This is a genomic window from Streptomyces sp. NPDC006733 (assembly GCF_040636125.1).
GTDB lineage: Bacteria > Actinomycetota > Actinomycetes > Streptomycetales > Streptomycetaceae > Actinacidiphila.
In genome coordinates, this window is sequence record NZ_JBEYJD010000020.1 from 79,956 (window position 1) to 96,093 (window position 16,138).

Genomic DNA, 16,138 nt, shown 5'->3' on the forward strand with positions numbered 1-16,138 from the left:
TGCTGGACTTCGACCACTGGCTCGACGATGCGCTTGGGGGGATAGGTTGTGGCGGATACCGCCATGCCGGAATCTGTGGTGGGCGCGCCCGATGTGTGGCGCCTGCGGGCTCGCGGCTGCTGGGCGGAGGCGGCGGCGATCCTCGCGCCGCACTGCGCCGACAGCCCGGCCACGGCGCTGCGCCGGGCCGCCCTGCTCGTGGAGGGCTGCATGTTCACCCTCGACGGCTGGTCCGAGGCGGAGGACGCACTGCGCTCCGCGGAGGCGCTGGCCGGCAGCGACGAGGAGCGCGGCGCCGCCGCGTGCGAGCGTGGCCACCTCGCCTACGCCGCGACGCTCTTCTCCGTCCGCGACCGGGCGGACGAGGCCCGCGCCGCGTTCGGCCGCAGCGCGGCCCTGCTGAGCCAGGTGTCGCCGGGACGGCCGCTGCTCGACTTCCGGCGCGGCCTGTTCGCCGAGAACGTGGCGCAGAACCCCACCGCCGCCCGCGCCGCCTACCGGCGCGCCCACGCGGGCGCCGTCGCCCACGGCGACGCGCTGCTGACGTCGTTCACCTGGCGCCATCTGGCGGGCCTGGCCGCCGCCGACGGCGACCTCGCCGAGGCGCACCGGGGCTTCACCGAATCCCTGCGCATCCGCGTCGAGATCGGCTACCTCGTCGGCACGGCGCCGGCCATGCTGGCCCTGGCCGACGTGGAGCCGGAACCCGCCGCGTCCGCCCTGCGGGCGGAGGCCGCCCGCCTGCACGCCCTGCTGGGGGGAATCCCGGTCTGGCTCCCCCACCCGGCGGCCCGGACCCCCTGACCCCCGCCACCCCGACTCACGGAACCGGCCCTACCCCCAGGCGGAGCCGGAGAAGTGCTCGCGGACCAGGGACTCGACGGTGACCACGTCCCCGGCCACCAGGGCCTCCAGCAGGACGGCGTGCTCGGTCGCGTCGGCCAGCAGCTCGGCCGGGCGGGACGGGGTGCGCGACGGGCCGGAGACCGGCCACTGGGAGCGCCGGTGCAACTCGTCCGCGACGGCGACCAGTTGCTGGTTGCCGGAGAGTTCGAGCATCGCGCGGTGGAAGACCCGGTCGGTCTTCGCGTAGGCCGCCCGGTCGCCGCGGGCCGCCGCGGCGACGGTGGCCGCCGCGAGCGGGCGCAGCGCCTCCCACCGCTCGGGGGCGACGGTGCGGGCCAGCCCGAGGACGACGGGGACCTCGATGAGGGCCCTGACCTCCGCCAGTTCCGCGAGGTCGCGCGCGCTGCGTTCGGCGATCCGGAACCCCCGGTTGGGCATCGCCTCGACCGCGCCCTCCCGGGCGAGCAGCTGCATGGCCTCGCGCACCGGCGTGGCCGAGACGCCGTAGCGCTCGGCGAGCAGGGGCGCGGAGTAGACGTCGCCGGGCCGCAGTTCGCCGCTGACCAGCGCGCTGCGCAGCGCGTCGAGCACCTGGTCGCGGACGGAGTGGCGCTCGGGCAGCCGGACGGGCGGAGCTTCGGCGGGGCGCGCGGCGGCGGTGTCGTTCACCGGGTCCTTCCCTCTGGGGCGACACCACTCGTGTGGCGTAGTGCCGTTAGGTTAAACCCCCGCAGCATCGGCTAAGGTAAGCCTTACCTCCCTAGGAACTCCTTTCAGGACGGTCCGCCATGCTCGCCATGCCTGTCACCGCCCCCGCCTACGCCCGGCTGACCGCGGCGTTCCCCTCGTTGCGCGTCACCGAGGAAGCGCCCCGCAGCGGAGACGGCTGGGTGCGCGCGGACGAGCTGGCGGCGGGCGGGGCGGCCCTGGACGCCTTCCTGGCCTGGGACGACGAGCAGGTGCTGCGCGACCACGGCAGGCGCGCCCGCCCCGACGTCGTCGCCGGCTTCGGCCTGCACCGCTACGCGTGGCACGCCTGCCTGCTCTTCACCGTCCCGTGGTTCCTGCACCGCAGGGTCCCGCGGCTGCCGGTGTGCGACGTGTCGTTCCACCGCACGCAGGGCCGGCTGACCGTCCGCACCCGGGACTTCGGCTGCCTGCCGGACGACCCGGCCGCCGTCCTGCCCGGAGCCCGCGTCGCGCACTCCGAGGAGGCGCTGCGCCAGGAGCTGCGCGACGCGCTCGCCGAGCACCTCGAACCCCTGCTGGACGGCTTCCGCTCCCGGCTGCGGCGCGGCAGGCGCGCCCTGTGGGGCATGGCCACCGACGAGGTGACCGAGGGGCTCTGGCGGATCGGGGAGCTGCTCGGCGAGGGCGAGCGCGCCCGGTCCGAGCTGACGGCGCTGCTGCCGGGCACCACCGCCCCGTACACCGGCGGCGCGGGCTTCCGCGACCTGCGCGCGCCCCGGCCGCTGCCCGCCCACGTGCCGGCCCGTACCCGGGACCGGATCTCGTGCTGTCTGTTCTACACCGTGCTCCCCGCGGAGACCTGCGGCACCTGCCCCCGCACGTGCGACGCCGATCGGATCGAACGTCTGGCCGCAACCGGCTGACCTGTTCGACGTTTCCATCCATAGGCGTGCTATTCCGGCAAAACCTCTTCACATCCGTGCCGCTTTCGCCAAGATGGCGCCCGTGAGCCGTCCCGCGTCCCGTGCGCGACGGAAGCGACGCTAGGAATCGCACATGAGACTTACCGACATATCGCTGGACTGGGCGCTCTCGGGGGCCGTGGGCCTGGCGGTCCTCGCGGCCTCGGCGGTCGCGCTCCGCAACCGCCGCGCCCGCGGCGGCGACGAGAACACGCCCGGCAGCGATTCATGGGAGCGCAGCGAGGAACGCCGGCGCCGCAAGGAGGCGGTCTACGGCAGCGCCTCGTACGTGCTGCTCTTCTGCTGCGCGGCGGTCGCCGCGGCGCTCTCCTTCCACGGGCTGGTCGGCTTCGGCCGGCAGAACCTGAACCTCGACGGCGGCTGGGAGTACCTGGTCCCGTTCGGCCTCGACGGCGCGGCGATGTTCTGCTCCGTGCTGGCCGTGCGCGAGGCCAGCCACGGCGACGCGGCACTCGGCTCCCGGATGCTGGTGTGGATGTTCGCGGGCGCGGCCGCCTGGTTCAACTGGGTGCACGCGCCGCGCGGCATCGAGCACGCCGGCGCCCCGCAGTTCTTCGCCGGGATGTCCCTGTCCGCGGCGGTGCTGTTCGACCGGGCGCTCAAGCAGACCCGCCGGGCCGCGCTGCGCGAGCAGGGCCTGGTGCCCCGCCCGCTGCCGCAGATCCGGATGGTCCGCTGGATGCGGGCCCCGCTGGAGACCTACGGCGCCTGGTCGCTGATGCTGCTGGAGAACGTGCGCTCGCTCGACGAGGCGGTGGAGGAGGTCCGCGAGGACCGCAAGCAGAAGGAGGTGAACGACGTCCGCCGCCGCGACCACGTCCGGCTGGAGCGGGCCCGCGTCAGGGCGCTCAACCGCCAGCACCGCGGCTGGAGCCGGGACCGGAGCGAGCGCCGTCCGGAACTGCCCAGCGGGGGCACCGGGACCGCCGGCGGCACGGAGCCCGTCATAGCCGCCGGTACGGCCGAACTGCCGGTGCGCCCGCGCCCCGCGCTGGCGCCGCCGGAACGCTCACGGTCGGAACGGCGCTGGGCCCGGCTGTCCGAACGCTCCGAGCCGCCGGATCCGTCCCCCTCGCCCACACCCGCGCCCGCACCCGAGGAGCAGCCGTACGTCGTCGACCTCACGGCCGAGGACGACACGCTGACGATCCCCCGGCTGGACTCGCTGGAACGCAAACTCCAGGACCTGGAACGGCAGTTCGGCTGAGCGGTTCGAACGGGGCAGATCGGCGGAGCGGTTCGGCCGCGTCGTGCGCAGCTCAGGCCGTCTCGACGTCCAGTTCGAACCAGACGACCTTCCCGGTGCCCTGCGAGCGCACGCCCCAGGAGTTGGCGAGCGCCTGCACGAGCAGCAGTCCGCGGCCCGACGTGGCGTCGTCCCCCGCCGGGTGCAGCCGGGGGCGCCTGGCCGTGTGGTCGTGCACCTCGACGCGGAGCCGGTGCGCGGGGCCGCCGGAGAGTGTGGCGGTGAGGACCGCTCCCTCGCCGGTGTGCTGGAGCGCGTTGGTGACGAGCTCGCTGGTCAGCAGTTCCGCGATGTCGACCAGGGCCGGCACACCCCACTGCCGCAACTGCTCGCGCAGCAGCCTGCGCGTGTCGGCTATCGCCGATAAGTCCGCCTGGCCCAGGGCGTGCCGCAGTTGCCGCGCTCCTGAGGTGCCTCGTGTCCGGTGGCCGTTATGCCGCTGTTCCGTGGTTTCCCTCGGCTGACGCTCCATCACTCCGCTCCGGCCGCCGCCCTCGTCCCCGTCGAACATCCTGTCGGGATGCATGCCCAGCACCGGACCATCCACGCATGGGCCCGCGGGCGGCGGCGGGGAGTCGGGGCCGCGGCGGAGGCTACGGCCGGGGCACGTTGCGCAGGTTGGAGCGCGCCATCTGGAGCATCTTGCCTACCCCGCCGTCGAGCACCGTCTTGCTCATCGACAGCGCGAAGCCGCCGATCTGCTCGCCGGTGATCTTCGGAGGGATGGAGAGCGCGTTGGGGTCGGTGACCACGTCCACCAGCGCCGGCCCCTTGTGCTTGAACGCGCCGCGCAGCGCGTCCCGCAGGTCCTTCGGCTTCTCCACCCGGACCCCGTAGGCCCCGCAGGCCCGCGCGACCGCCGCGAAGTCCGGGTTGCGGTTGGTCGTTCCGGAGGCCGGCAGGCCCGCCACCAGCATCTCCAGCTCGACCATGCCGAGCGAGGAGTTGTTGAACAGCACGATCTTCACCGGCAGATCGTGCTGCACCAGGGTCAGGAAGTCCCCCATCAGCATCGAGAAGCCGCCGTCGCCGGAGAGCGCGACGACCTGCCGTCGGCGGTCGGTGAACTGCGCGCCGATCGCCTGCGGCATGGCGTTGGCCATCGAGCCGTGGGTGAACGAGCCGATCACCCGGCGCCTGCCGTTCGGCGTGAGGTAGCGGGCCGCCCAGACGTTGCACATGCCGGTGTCGACGGTGAAGACCGCGTCGGCGGCGGCCTCCTCGTCCAGCACCGAGGCGACGTACTCGGGGTGGATCGGGACGTGCTTCTCGACCTTGCGGGTGTACGCCTTCACGACGCCCTCCAGGGCGTCGCTGTGCTTCTTCAGCATCTTGTCGAGGAACTTGCGCTCCTTCTTGACCTGCACCTTGGGCGTCAGGCAGCGCAGGGTCTCGCGCACGTCGCCCCAGACCGCGAGGTCCAGCTTGGAGCGCCGGCCGAGGTGCTCGGGGCGGACGTCCACCTGCACGATCTTCACGTCGTCGGGCAGGAAGGCGTTGTACGGGAAGTCCGTGCCGAGCAGGATCAGCAGGTCGCACTCGTGCATCGCCTCGTAGGCGGCGCCGTAGCCGAGCAGCCCGCTCATGCCGACGTCGTACGGGTTGTCGAACTGGATCCACTCCTTGCCGCGCAGCGCGTGGCCCACCGGGGACTTCACCCGTTCGGCGAACGCCATCACCTCGTCGTGCGCGCCGGCGGTGCCGCTGCCGCAGAACAGCGTCACCTTGTCCGCGGCGTCCACCATCCGGGCGAGCGCGTCGAGCTCCTCGTCGCCGGGCCGGACGGAGGGCCGCCGGGTGACGAGCGCGTGCTCGATGCTGCGCTGCGGGGCGGGCTGCGCGGCGATGTCGCCCGGGAGGCTGATCACGGAGACGCCGCCGCGGCCGATGGCGTGCTGGATCGCGGTCTGCAGCACGCGGGGCATCTGCTGCGGGTTCGAGATCAGCTCGCTGTAGTGGCTGCACTCCTTGAACATCTGGTCCGGGTGGGTCTCCTGGAAGTAGCCGGTGCCGATCTCGCTGCTCGGAATCTGCGCGGCCAGGGCCAGCACGGGGGCCATCGAGCGGTGCGCGTCGAACAGCCCGTTGAGCAGGTGGACGTTGCCGGGGCCGCAGGAGCCCGCGCAGGCCGCCAGCTTTCCGGAGATCTGGGCCTCGGCGCCCGCCGCGAAGGCCGCGACCTCCTCGTGGCGCACGTGCACCCATTCGATGGCCGCGTTGCGCCGGATCGCGTCGACCACGGGGTTCAGGCTGTCGCCGACCACCCCGTACATCCGCTCCACCCCGGCGCGCACCAGGACATCGACGAACTGCTCGGCCACGGTCTGCTTCGCCATCGGGCGCACCAATCGCTCGTCGCGGGGGACTTGCCCCCATCTCCCCACGGGGACGACGGGCCCGCCACTCCAGCGCCCCCGCGCCGGTGGCGCGGAGGCAGCCCGCCGACGCTCGGGGGCGCTCGGCGGCGCCTCCCCACGGCAGCGGGACGCCCGCCGGGCGCTACGCGTCCCAGACGCCCACCGCGGTGCGGTCGTCCGCGTACCCCTTGACCCGGGTCTGGGCCTCGGCCAGGAAGGCGGTGAGGCCCGGGGGGTGGCCGTTGCCCCATTGGTGGGCCAGCCGGGCGGCGAGGGCCGGCTCGCCGCGCAGCGGCTCGGCGAGGCCGCCGCTGCACAGCAGCAGCGCGTCGCCGGGGTGTGCGACCGAGGCGCGGAAGCGGAAGCGCTCCTCGGGCTCCGTGTCCTTGTTCACCGGGTCCAGGTCCTGCCAGCTGCCGTCGCGGATCCGGAACAGCCCGCCGTCCCCGACGCCGAAGAAGAGCCGGATGCGGCAGGACGGGTCCACCGGCAGCAGCAGGCAGCGCAGCGAGGCGGTGTACTCGCCCTCCTCCAGGCCGAGGTCCTCGCCCCGGGCCCGCAGCCGCCCGTAGCAGCGGTCGGTCAGCCGGTGCAGGCCCGACTTGAGCGAGCCGCGGCGCGCGGCGCGGATGTCCTCCGACAGCCGCTGCCGGCTCCGGCCGACCGCGCCCGCGATCCACCGGCAGGCGTCCTGCGCGGCCCGGGGGGCCTCGTCGGAGGCCCGGACGCCGCTGGCGACCGCCAGCAGCAGCAGGCCGTCGTCGCCCGCGCCGAAGCGCGCCGTCAGCAGCGCGTCCCGCCGGGGCTGGCCCCGGTAGCGCGCGGAGTCCCCGCGCACGGAGGCGGTCCGCAGCGTCAGGACGCCGTACTGCGCCCCGTCCAGCACCGTGTCCGGGACGAGGCTGTCGAGCTCGTCCGGGTGGGTCACCGGCCAGGCCGTCGGCTCGGCCGCGTACGTCGGGGGCCGGTCGCCGACGAACGGCGGGGCCGTCTCGACGGGCGGCTCCGCCGCCGCCCATCCCGGCGGCAGCTCCGGCGCCGGGCCGGGATCCGGATCGCTCCACGTCACCGGGCCCTCGCCGAAGGCGGTCGGCGCGAGCGTCCGGCTCCGCTCCGGCGGCAGCGGCGGGGCCGGGGCGTCGGGGCGGGTCGCCGGACCGGGCGGGGCGGGCGCGGCCCGCGCCTGGGGCGGCCCGGGCGGCTCCGGCGGCTCGGGCGCCCCGTGGGGCGGGGCCGGCCGGTACGGGTGCTGCCCCCAGGCCTCGCCCGCCGACGGGGTCACCCCGCCGCGCGGCGGCTCGTCCTGCGGGTCGGTGGCCGGGGCGGGCGGGCTCGGGGCCGGGGCCTGGCTCTGGGCCGGGGCCGGGGCCGCGGCCTGGGCCTGGCTCGGGGCCGGGGGCGAAGCCGGGGCCTGGCTCGGGCTCGGGGTCGCACGGCGGAGCCGGAGGGTGTCCGGCGGGCCGTGGTCGTCGAGCTCGTCCGCCTCCTGGTCGTACGGGCCGCGGGCGGGCGGCACCGCCGGCACGGCGTCGGCGGGAGTTCCCGCTCGAACAGGCGGCTCGTCCCGAACAGGCGGATCGTCCGGAGTGCCGACCGCGGACAGGGCCGAAGCGTAATGGTCGTCGACCGTTTCGGCCGACGCGCGCGGTTCGCCCGTCTCCGGGTTCCCGTACAACTGGCGCCACCACTCGTCCTCGTGACGAGGGTGCGTCTCCCCCTGCTGGCTCATGCCCTTATTGTCCACCGCGAAGGGCCTCGGGAAACGGTGGACGGCATACCTGACGCGGGTCCGTCGGCCGGCCCTCCCCCCACGGTCGGGTCGGCCGACGGCGCTCGTGCGAAACGACCCAAGTCGTGCCAAGTCATGCCCGCATCGCCGCCACACTGGCAGAACAGGGGGGTGAGCAGGGAAGATGTCCGCGGCGGGAAACCGCCGTGGCTCATTCCCGCCACCTTGGGGAGGGGGCGCCGTGCTCGGTGCCATAGGACTCGACGACGTCCAGGAGTCCGCCTACCGCGCCCTGATCGGTCTCGGCGCGGCCGAGATCTCCGATCTCGCGCAGCGCCTCGGCCGGTCCGAGGAGGAGGCGGCACGCACCTTGCGGCGGCTGGAGGGGCACGGGCTGGTGGCCCAGTCCTCGGCCCGGCCGGGCCGCTGGGTGGCCGCGCCGCCGGGCGTCGCGCTGGCCGCGCTGCTCACCCAGCAGCGGCACGAGCTCGAACAGGCGGAACTCGCGGCGGCAGTGCTCGCCTCGGAGTTCCGGGCCGAGGCCACCGAACCGGCCGTCCACGACCTGCTGGAGGTGGTGACGGGCGCGAGCGCCGTCGCCCAGCGCTTCCTGCAGCTGCAGCTGGGGGCGGAGAAGGAGGTCTGCGCCCTGGTCACCGGCACGCCCGTCGCCGTGACCGGCATGGACAACAGCGCCGAGGAGCAGGCCGCCGAACGCGGCGTCGCCTACCGCGTGGTGATCGAGCGGGAGATCCTGACCAGCCCCAACGGCATCACGGAGCTGTCCGCCGCGATGAACCGCGACGAGCAGGTGCGGGTGATCGACCGGGTCCCGACGAAGCTGGTGGTGGCCGACGGGTCGATGGCCATGGTGCCGCTGACCCGCCGCACCGGGCAGCCCGCCGCGCTGGTCGTGCACGCCAGCGGCCTGCTCGAATCCCTGATGGGGCTCTTCGAGGGGGTGTGGCGCACCGCGATGCCGCTGCGGCTGAACGGCCCGGGCGTCGACGAGGTGCCGCTGGACGCGCCCGACTTCGTCGACCTGCAGATCCTGTCGCTGCTGCTCGCCGGGCTCACCGACGCCAGCGTCGCCAAGCAGCTCGACCTCGGGCTGCGCACCGTGCAGCGCAGGGTCAAGCACCTCATGGAGATCGCCGGGGTGACGACCCGGCTCCAGCTCGGCTGGCACGCCTACGAGCGTGGCTGGATCGCCCGCCACGGCTGACCGGTCGGCCGATATCCGCGGGCGGGGGCGGCGACTATCCGGCAGGGTGAGGCCATGGGGACCCCACAGCTGTGCCTGATCGGCTTCGTGATGCTGCTCGGCCTGTTCGGCGTGCTGGTGCCCGGTGTGCCCGGGGCGCTGCTGTGCTGGGGCGCGGTCCTGTGGTGGGCGACCAATCTGCACACGCCCCTGACGTGGGGGGTGCTCGCCACCGCCACCGGGCTGCTCGCCCTCAACCAGGTGGTCCAGTGGCTGCTGCCGGCCCGCCGCATCCGCGACTCGGAACTCACCTGGCGCAACCTCTTCGCCGCCGGTTCCTGCGCGATCGTCGGCTTCTTCGTCCTCCCGGTCGTCGGCGGGCCCCTCGGCTTCGTGGCGTACATCTACGGCGTCGAGCGCGTCCGGCTCGGCACCCACGGCGGCGCCTGGACCGCCACCCGCACCGCGATGCGCGCCGTCGGCCGCTCGGTCCTCGCCGAGCTCTTCGCCTGCCTGCTGGTGGCGGGCGCCTGGCTCGGCGCGGTCGTCCTCGGCTGACCCCCGGGGCCCGGGAGATCCGGGGGCCTGGGCCCAGCGGCCTAGGCCGATGAGCCGATGCCCCGCCCCCGCCTTGGTGTGAGGGTGGCCGTATGACGATTTTCAGTGCGGGTGAGCGGGCGTACCTGGACGGCCAGCCGCTGGGCCGGCTGGCGACGGTGGACGGCAGGGGGCAGCCGCAGGCGAACGCGGTGGGGTTCGTGGTGCGGGACGACGGTTCGATCGACATCGGCGGCTACGCGATGGGGACGACGAAGAAGTGGCGCAACGTCGCGGGTCATCCGCTGGTGTCGCTGGTCGTCGACGACGTCGTGAGCCGACAGCCGTGGGTGGTGCGCGGGATCGAGATCCGGGGCGAGGCCGAGCAGGTCGTCGGCGCGCACGACCTGGGCGCGTACCTCAGCCCGGAGGTGATCCGGATCCGGCCGCGCCGGGTCATCGCCTGGGGCATCGAGGGCGGCGAGCCCGGCATGCGCGGCCGGACGGTGTCAGAGGACGCCCTCCAGGGCGAGTAGCGTCCGCTTGCGCTCCAGTCCGCCGGAGTAGCCGGTGAGGCTGCCGTCCGCGCCGATCACGCGGTGGCAGGGGCGGATGACGAGCAGCGGGTTGGAGCCGACCGCGCCGCCGATGGCGCGCACCGCGCCGGGCGAACCGGCGGCCTCGGCGAGCCCGCGGTAGCTGACGGTCGCACCGTAGGGCACATCGTCCAGGGCGTTCCAGACCCGCTGCCGGAAGTCGGAGCCGACGGGCGCGAGCGGCAGGTCGAACGTGCGGCGGTCGCCCGCGAAGTACTCCCCGAGCTGGCGCAGCGCCTCGGTGAACGCGGCCGGCTCGCGGCGCCAGCCGGGCAGCACCGTGGCGCCGCCGCGCTGCCCGGGGACGGAGAGCGAGGCGAGGGCGGTGCCGTCGCCGGTGAGCAGCAGCTCTCCGACGGGGCTGTCGACGGTCGTGTAGAGCGTCACGGGAACGGTGGTGGGGGCCGTGGGGCCCACGGACGCTGCGGGGATCGTCATGTGGTGGTCAACTCCAGTCGGGGGCGGGCGCGGTGGCCGGCGGCCCAGAGGTGGTGGAGGGCGTAGCTCCGCCACGGGCGCCACGCGTCGCTGAGCGGGGGTTCGTTGGGCAGGGCGACATCGGGGTCGCCGAGGGCGCGGAGCCGGATGTATCCGGCCGTCCAGGCGTCGACGCCCGGCAGGGTGGCGAGCACCCGCCCCGCCTCGTCGCGGTCGGCGCCCGCGTCGAGGCGCAGGGTGCCGTCGGCGAGGGCGGTGGTCAGCGGGAGCAGGGCGGGGTCGTCGATGCGGGCGGGTTCGGGGAACAGGTGGGTGAGTCCGCCGTCGGGGGCGGGGAGCGGCTCGCCGCGGGCCGCGACGAGGGCCCCGGCCGCGGCCGGGTCGCCGAGCACGGCGCGCACCGCGAGTTCGTCCGGGTCGGCCGCCCCCGGGGAGCGCAGACCGGGGCGGGCGGCGACCAGCGGGCCGAGCAGCGGGTCGCCGCGCAGCGAGTCGGCGACGGCGTACGGGTCGGCGTCCAGGTCGAACAGCCGGCGCACCCGCTGGACGGCGGTGGTCAGGTCGCGCAGGTCGGCCAGGCGCAGGCGGCAGTCCAGCCAGCCGGCGCGGTGCCGCTCGTCGACCTCGGCCACGCCGGGTCCGTGCGGCAGCCGCAGCGTCCGCCGGTAGACGCGCCGGCCGGGCGGGCCGGTGATCTCCTCGATCCCCGGCACCAGGTCGGCGCGCAGGAAGTCGAAGACCCCGGCCGTGTCGTACGTGCCCCGGTAGGCGAGCCGCAGCGGCACCCCGGACGCCGAGCCGGGTTCGGCCGCCCGCGCCGCGGTGGCGGAGCCGGTGCGGGCGGCGGCGCGCAGTTCGCTGGGGGTGCGGGCGTAGATCTCCCGGATGGTGTCGTTGAACTGGCGGACGCTGGCGAAGCCGGCCGCGAACGCCGTGTCCGTGACGGACAGGGTCGTGGTCTGCAGCAGCACCCGGGCGGCCAGCGCGCGCTGCGCGCGGGCCAGCGCCACCGGGCCCGCGCCGACCTCGGCGGTGAGTTGCCGGTGGACCTGGCGCGAGCTGTAGCCGAGTCGTCCGGCCAGCCCCGCGACGCCCTCGCGGTCGACCACGCCGTCGCCGATCAGCCGCATGGCGCGGCCCACGACGTCGGCGCGCACGTTCCACTCCGGCGAGCCGGGGACGGCGTCCGGGCGGCAGCGCCGGCAGGCGCGGAAGCCGCCGCTCTGGGCGGCGGCGGCCGTCGGGTAGTAGCGGACGTTGCGCTGCTTGGGCGTGACCGCCGGGCAGCTGGGACGGCAGTAGATGCCGGTGGTCGCGACGGCGAAGAAGAAGACGCCGTCGAAACGGGCGTCGCGGCCGCGTACCGCCGCATATCCGGTCTCCTCGTCAATCATGTACTCCAGTCTGCGGCATCGGGCGGCCGTCGACTGGCGGAAATCGGACGGCGAGATCAGAGGGCCGGGCAGCTTGTGAGAGCGCTCTCCCGGTGTCGGCCGGGGGCGATACCCTGTCCGCATCCAGCTCGCAGAGGAGCGTGCAGTGTCCGAGCAGAACTTCCCGTCCCGCCCCACCCTGGAGGCCGTCGCCGAGCGGGCCGGGGTGTCCCGGGCCACCGCCTCACGCGTGGTCAACGGGGGCGCGGGAGTGCGCGCTCTGCTGGCCGACCGGGTGCGGAAGGCGGTCGAGGAGCTGGGCTACGTACCGAACCAGGCGGCCAGGACGCTGGTCACCCGCCGCAACGACGCGGTGGCCGTCGTGGTGGCGGAGCCCGAGACCCGGTTCTTCTCCGATCCGTTCTTCGCCCAGCAGGTGCGCGGCATCAGCAAGGAGCTGACCGCGCACGACAACCAGCTGGTGCTGCTGCTGGTCGAGGGCACCGCCGACTACGACCGGGTCGGCCGCTACCTCGCGGGCGGCCATGTCGACGGCGCGCTGATCTTCTCGCTGCACGCGCACGACCCGCTGCCCGAGCTGGCCCGCAAGGCGGGCATCCCGACCGTCTTCGGCGGGCGGCCCGGCTGGGCGGAGACCGAGCGGGACCGCCACGCGCTCTACGTGGACTGCGACAACCGGGGCGGGGCGCGCACCGCCGTGCGCCATCTGACGGGGCTCGGCCGCCGCCGGATCGCCCACATCAGCGGCCCGCTCGACCAGACGGCGTCCGTCGACCGGCTCGACGGCTTCCGCGACATCCTCCCCAACGCCGATCAGGCGCTGATCGTCGAGGGCGACTTCACGCCCGACGGCGGCGAGCGGGCGATGGCCGAACTGCTGGACCGCTGCCCGGACCTGGACGGGGTCTTCGCCGCCTCCGACCTGATGGCCTCGGGGGCGCTGCGGGTGCTGCGGCAGCGCGGGCGGAGCGTGCCGGACGATGTCGCGCTGGTCGGCTTCGACGACATGGTGCAGGTCGCGCAGCTGACCGAGCCCCCGCTGACGACCGTCCGCCAGGACATCGAGGAGATGGGCCGGCTGATGGCGCGGCTGCTGCTGCGCAGCCTCGACCCGCGGCGCGACGCCCCCGGCGCCCTGCCGCTCTCCTCGGTGGTCACCCCCACCCACCTGGTCAGACGGCACTCCGCCTGACGCGGTGGGCGGAAGGGTCCTTCGACGCCCCGCGGAAGCGGTCCGGCCGCCGCCGTCGAGGCCGGTCCGCCCGGTGAACTACTGCTCCCCAGCGGGACGGTTGGGAAGCTGGGGCAACGGGAAGGTCACGGAACGACAGCGATTGTGAAGGTGCGGTGACGGTGCGCACCCCGCCGACAGGAGGACGCTCCATGGTCTACACGATCATCCTCGGCATTGTGATCGTGGCCCTCGGCGTCGCGAGCGTCGTGGCCACGTTCTGGAGCGAGGGAAGCCCGATCGCGCTCCGGCGCCGCCGGCACAACGGCGCCGGCTGACCCCGCGCTCGCAGCCGCCCGACCAGGCGGCCGGCCGGGCCCGTCACCGGGCCCGGCCCCCAGTCGCCTCAGGCCTCCCTGCGGTGGCCGCCGCCGCGCTTGGCCTCGTACATCGCCCGCCCCGCCGCCGACTTCATCTTCCAGTCGCGGCGCATCTCGGCGCGCAGCCGCTGGTCGGTGCGGGAGGCGATCCACGCGTTCTCCCGCAGCAGCTTGCGGTAGCTCTCCAGCCTGCGGTGCGGCAGCGTGCCCTCCTCCAGGGCGGCGAGCACCGCGCAGCCCGGCTCCGCGACGTGCGCGCAGTCGTGGAACCGGCAGTCGGCGGAGAGCGCCTCGATCTCCGAGAAGACCTGCGACAGACCGGTCTCCGCGTCCCAGAGCCCCACCCCCCGCAGCCCGGGGGTGTCGATGAGCACCCCGCCGGACGGCAGCGGCAGCAGATCACGCGTGGTGGTGGTGTGCCGCCCCTTGCCGTCGGCGTCCCGGATGCCCTGCACCTCCTGGACCTCCGCGCCCAGCAGGGCGTTGGTGAGGGTGGACTTGCCCGCGCCCGACTGGCCGAGCAGCACGGAGGTGGTGCCGGCCAGCACGGCGGCGAGCACGTCGATGCCCTCGCCGGTGGTGGCGCTCACCACGAGCACCTGCACCCCGGGCGCCGCGCCCTCGGCGTCGGCGAGCAGGTGGGTGGTGTCGCCCACGAGGTCCGCCTTGGTCAGGACGACGAGCGGCTGCGCGCCGCTCTCCCAGGCCAGCGACAGGAAGCGCTCCAGCCTGCCGAGGTCGAGTTCGGCGGCCAGCGACACGGCGATCACGGCGTGGTCGATGTTGGCCGCCAGCACCTGGCCCTCGGACCGGCTGGACGAGGTGGAGCGGACGAACGCCGTCCGGCGCGGCAGCAGGGCGCGCAGCGCGGGACCGGTCGGGGCGTCCGGGTCGACGGCCGCCCAGTCGCCGGTGCAGGCCAGCTTCATGGGATCACCGGACGCGTTGACGAAGGTGGTGTCCGCGCGCAGCGTGCCGTCGGGGGTGACGACGTCGCAGAGCCCGCGGTCGACCCGCACGATCCGGCCGGGCAGCAGGCCCTGGGCGGCGTACGGGGTGAATTCGGTGTCGAGAATGGAGTCCCAGCCGTACGAGGTGAACGGCAGGGAAGCAGATCCGTTGGTCAACGGAATGCCCTTCGAAAGGGCGGCCCCGGAGCTGAAGGTCAGGAAGTGGTCAGCCGGCGACCGCGGAGGTGAGGATGCTGTGCGACGGGATCAGGGCAGCGCCCTGCGCAAGGACAGTCATCGAAATACACCTCCACGTATGTGTGCCGGCCGCGGCTTCCACCGCTGCGGTCGTGAGGACAGTACGACAGGCCCCGAATCGCTGTCCACCGAATTAACGCCGCCGGCCGGGGGCCGCGCCGGACTCCCCTGACGCGTCCGATTCGTTCAAGACCGCGGGCCCCGGGCGGGCCTAGCGTGGCGGTCATGACTCCTCGATTCGCGTTCATCGGCCTGCTCGCCTCCGACATGGCCGCGTCCCTCGCCTTCTACCGCCGGCTCGGGCTGGACATCCCGGCGGAGGCCGACACCCAGCCGCACGTCGAGGCGGCGCTGCCCGGCGGCCCGCTCCTCGTCTGGGACACCGAGGAGGTCGTGCGGTCCTTCTCCCCCGGCTGGCAGGCCCCGCCGGAGGGCAGCGGCCGGACCGGGCTGGCCTTCGCGTGCGACGACCCCGCCGGCGTCGACAAGGTGTACGCCGACCTCACGGGCGCCGGGTACACCGGGCACCTCGCGCCGTTCGACGCCGCCTGGGGGCAGCGCTACGCCACCGTCCTGGACGCCGACGGCAACCACGTCGACCTGCTGGCCGTCCTGCCAGGCGCCTCCGCCTGACGGGCGGCCTCAGCCGACGAGTTCGCCGAGCGGCACCCCCGCCAGCGCCTTCACGTCGCGCGCGAGGTGGGCCTGGTCGGCGTAGCCGGCCGCCGCCGCGACCTCGGCGAACGGGGTGCCGCGCCGGGCCAGTTCCAGGGCGCGCTGCAGGCGCAGGACGCGCGCGAGCGTCTTCGGGCCGTAGCCGAAGGCGGCCAGGCTGCGCCGGTGCAGCTGCCGTTCGCCCAGCCCGGCGGCCCGCGCCGCGGCGGCCACGCTGCCGCCGGACGCCAGCCGGGAGGCCGTCGCGGCCAGCAGCGGGTCAGCGCCGGGCCCGGGTCCGGGTACGGCGCCGGTCAGCGCGTCCTCCAGGGCGCGCCCCGGATCGGCCGCGTCGCCGATCCGCTCGGCGATCCGCCGGGCGGTGGCGCCGGGCCAGACCGCGTCCAGCGGCACCCGCAGGTCGCGCAGTTCGTTCGCCGGGACGCCCAGCACCGCGGGCCCCCGGCCGGGGGCGAACCGCAGCCCGGCGAAGCGCGCGCCGGCCGGGGTCCGCGCCACGTGGGCGCGGGTGTCGGGGCCGGTGACGATCAGTTCCCCGTCGCGCCAGATGACGTCCATGCAGCCGTCGGGCAGCACGCGGTAGGGCCCGCCCTCCGCGGCTCCGACGGTCCGGGTCCACAGCACCGCGCCCGCGACCCGCGACAACCGCTCCTGGTACACACCCCCATTCTGCCCCCGGCGGCC

At 74.9% G+C, this 16,138-nt stretch carries 17 protein-coding genes; 9 read left to right on the top strand and 8 right to left on the bottom strand.

What is annotated here, in order from left to right; all coding sequences use genetic code 11:
* Window positions 1-63 precede the first annotated feature (63 nt).
* Window positions 64-804 carry a hypothetical protein gene (locus ABZ721_RS19350; protein WP_358789831.1) on the top strand — a complete coding sequence of 247 codons (741 nt, stop codon included), beginning with the start codon at window positions 64-66 and terminating at the stop codon, window positions 802-804.
* Between the two features lie 30 nt (window positions 805-834).
* On the opposite strand, the gene ABZ721_RS19355 is transcribed toward ABZ721_RS19350, so the two are convergent.
* Window positions 835-1,515: a GntR family transcriptional regulator gene (locus ABZ721_RS19355; RefSeq protein WP_358789832.1), complete on the bottom strand. Its 681-nt coding sequence runs from the start codon at window positions 1,513-1,515 to the stop codon at window positions 835-837.
* A 119-nt stretch (window positions 1,516-1,634) separates the two neighbouring features.
* Between ABZ721_RS19355 and ABZ721_RS19360 the strand changes: the two genes are divergently transcribed.
* Complete coding sequence (locus ABZ721_RS19360; protein WP_358789833.1) at window positions 1,635-2,459, top strand: (2Fe-2S)-binding protein; 825 nt, start codon at window positions 1,635-1,637, stop codon at window positions 2,457-2,459.
* A gap of 133 nt (window positions 2,460-2,592) precedes the next feature.
* Window positions 2,593-3,726 (top strand): DUF2637 domain-containing protein, encoded by a 1,134-nt coding sequence (locus tag ABZ721_RS19365; RefSeq protein WP_358789834.1) that lies wholly within the window; start codon window positions 2,593-2,595, stop codon window positions 3,724-3,726.
* 52 nt (window positions 3,727-3,778) lie between these two features.
* Here the strand turns inward: ABZ721_RS19365 and ABZ721_RS19370 are convergent, their stop codons facing one another.
* From ABZ721_RS19370 to ABZ721_RS19380, 3 genes are all read right to left on the bottom strand, one after another.
* Window positions 3,779-4,291 (bottom strand): ATP-binding protein, encoded by a 513-nt coding sequence (locus ABZ721_RS19370; protein ID WP_358789835.1) that lies wholly within the window; start codon window positions 4,289-4,291, stop codon window positions 3,779-3,781.
* A 67-nt stretch (window positions 4,292-4,358) separates the two neighbouring features.
* Window positions 4,359-6,101, bottom strand: a complete 1,743-nt coding sequence (locus ABZ721_RS19375) for a pyruvate dehydrogenase (protein WP_358789836.1) — start codon at window positions 6,099-6,101, stop codon at window positions 4,359-4,361.
* A gap of 163 nt (window positions 6,102-6,264) precedes the next feature.
* Entirely contained in the window at window positions 6,265-7,851 is a 1,587-nt protein-coding gene (locus ABZ721_RS19380) for a protein phosphatase 2C domain-containing protein (protein WP_358789837.1), read from the bottom strand.
* 241 nt (window positions 7,852-8,092) lie between these two features.
* Between ABZ721_RS19380 and ABZ721_RS19385 the strand changes: the two genes are divergently transcribed.
* From ABZ721_RS19385 to ABZ721_RS19395, 3 genes are all read left to right on the top strand, one after another.
* Window positions 8,093-9,076, top strand: coding sequence for a helix-turn-helix domain-containing protein (locus tag ABZ721_RS19385; protein WP_358789838.1), 984 nt, complete (start codon window positions 8,093-8,095; stop codon window positions 9,074-9,076).
* A 54-nt stretch (window positions 9,077-9,130) separates the two neighbouring features.
* Window positions 9,131-9,613 carry a DUF456 domain-containing protein gene (locus tag ABZ721_RS19390; RefSeq protein WP_358789839.1) on the top strand — a complete coding sequence of 161 codons (483 nt, stop codon included), beginning with the start codon at window positions 9,131-9,133 and terminating at the stop codon, window positions 9,611-9,613.
* A 92-nt stretch (window positions 9,614-9,705) separates the two neighbouring features.
* Window positions 9,706-10,128 (top strand): PPOX class F420-dependent oxidoreductase, encoded by a 423-nt coding sequence (locus ABZ721_RS19395; protein WP_358789840.1) that lies wholly within the window; start codon window positions 9,706-9,708, stop codon window positions 10,126-10,128.
* On the opposite strand, the gene ABZ721_RS19400 is transcribed toward ABZ721_RS19395, so the two are convergent.
* Together ABZ721_RS19400 and ABZ721_RS19405 are read right to left on the bottom strand one after the other, a co-directional pair.
* The gene (locus ABZ721_RS19400; protein WP_358789841.1) at window positions 10,102-10,626 is read right to left on the bottom strand and encodes a methylated-DNA--[protein]-cysteine S-methyltransferase; all 525 of its coding nucleotides are present in this window, start codon (window positions 10,624-10,626) and stop codon (window positions 10,102-10,104) included. The two genes, ABZ721_RS19395 and ABZ721_RS19400, sit on opposite strands and share 27 nt — an antisense overlap.
* A complete protein-coding gene (locus ABZ721_RS19405) occupies window positions 10,623-12,020 on the bottom strand; it encodes an AlkA N-terminal domain-containing protein (RefSeq protein WP_358789842.1) in 1,398 nt (465 codons plus the stop codon). The genes ABZ721_RS19400 and ABZ721_RS19405 overlap by 4 nt, the downstream gene beginning before the upstream one ends.
* A 145-nt stretch (window positions 12,021-12,165) precedes the next feature.
* Between ABZ721_RS19405 and ABZ721_RS19410 the strand changes: the two genes are divergently transcribed.
* Complete coding sequence (locus ABZ721_RS19410) at window positions 12,166-13,212, top strand: LacI family DNA-binding transcriptional regulator (protein WP_358789843.1); 1,047 nt, start codon at window positions 12,166-12,168, stop codon at window positions 13,210-13,212.
* A 191-nt stretch (window positions 13,213-13,403) separates the two neighbouring features.
* On the top strand, window positions 13,404-13,529 hold the full coding sequence (locus ABZ721_RS19415; protein WP_358789844.1) for a hypothetical protein: 126 nt from the start codon (window positions 13,404-13,406) through the stop codon (window positions 13,527-13,529).
* 68 nt (window positions 13,530-13,597) lie between these two features.
* On the opposite strand, the gene rsgA is transcribed toward ABZ721_RS19415, so the two are convergent.
* Entirely contained in the window at window positions 13,598-14,698 is a 1,101-nt protein-coding gene (gene rsgA / locus ABZ721_RS19420; protein ID WP_358789845.1) for a ribosome small subunit-dependent GTPase A, read from the bottom strand.
* Window positions 14,699-15,004: 306 nt separating this feature from the next.
* Between rsgA and ABZ721_RS19425 the strand changes: the two genes are divergently transcribed.
* Window positions 15,005-15,412 (top strand): VOC family protein, encoded by a 408-nt coding sequence (locus tag ABZ721_RS19425; RefSeq protein WP_358789846.1) that lies wholly within the window; start codon window positions 15,005-15,007, stop codon window positions 15,410-15,412.
* 9 nt (window positions 15,413-15,421) lie between these two features.
* Here the strand turns inward: ABZ721_RS19425 and ABZ721_RS19430 are convergent, their stop codons facing one another.
* Window positions 15,422-16,114 carry a helix-turn-helix domain-containing protein gene (locus ABZ721_RS19430; RefSeq protein WP_358789847.1) on the bottom strand — a complete coding sequence of 231 codons (693 nt, stop codon included), beginning with the start codon at window positions 16,112-16,114 and terminating at the stop codon, window positions 15,422-15,424.
* Window positions 16,115-16,138: the final 24 nt, after the last annotated feature.